The sequence below is a fragment of the Pseudomonas sp. 05T35 genome, from assembly GCF_056396605.1.
This window is the reverse complement of sequence record NZ_JBFTLU010000801.1, coordinates 1-906: the sequence shown is the minus strand read 5'-3', so window position 1 is coordinate 906 and position 906 is coordinate 1. Positions and strand designations below refer to the sequence as shown.

Annotated in this window: 1 protein-coding gene; it reads left to right on the top strand. The window is 62.1% G+C overall.

The window, feature by feature from the left end:
- On the top strand, positions 1-906 hold a 906-nt coding region (locus tag AC1DH9_RS29940; protein ID WP_477809427.1), incomplete at both ends, for a flagellar basal body P-ring protein FlgI.

The window sequence follows — 906 nt, the reverse complement described above, 5'->3', positions numbered from 1 at the left end:
CGGCTACGGCCTGGTCGTCGGGCTTAACGGCACGGGTGACCAGACCACGCAAACCCCGTTCACCCTGCAGACCTTCAACAACATGCTCTCGCAGTTCGGCATCAAGGTGCCGGCTGGCTCCGGCAACGTGCAGTTGAAGAACGTTGCTGCGGTGTCGGTCAGCGCCGATTTGCCGGCGTTTGCCAAGCCGGGTCAGCAGGTCGACATCACCGTATCCTCGATCGGCAACTCCAAGAGCCTGCGCGGCGGCACCTTGCTGCTGACGCCGCTCAAGGGTATCGACGGTAACGTCTATGCGATCGCCCAGGGCAACCTGGTGGTCGGTGGTTTTGATGCTGAAGGTCGCGACGGTTCGAAGATCACCGTCAACGTTCCGTCGGCGGGTCGCATTCCGGGTGGTGCTTCGGTCGAGCGTTCGGTGCCGAGCGGTTTCAATCAGGGCAACAGCCTGACCCTGAACCTCAACCGCTCCGACTTCACCACTGCCAAGCGCGTGGTCGACAAGATCAACAACATGCTCGGCCCTGGTGTTGCGCAGGCGATTGATGGCGGTTCAATCCGCGTTACCGCGCCGCTCGACCCGAGCCAGCGCGTCGACTACTTGTCGATCCTGGAAAACCTCGAAGTCGATCCGGGCCAGGCGGTGGCCAAGGTCATCATCAATTCGCGGACCGGCACTATCGTGATCGGCCAGAACGTCAAGGTTTCACCGGCCGCCGTGACTCACGGCAGCCTGACCGTGACCATCACCGAAGACCCGATCGTCAGCCAGCCAGGGCCTTTGTCCAACGGTCAGACCGCAGTCGTGCCGCGGTCCCGGGTCAATGCCCAGCAAGAAGCCAAGCCGATGTTCAAGTTTGGCCCTGGCACCACGCTGGACGAGATTGTCCGTGCGGTGAATCAGGT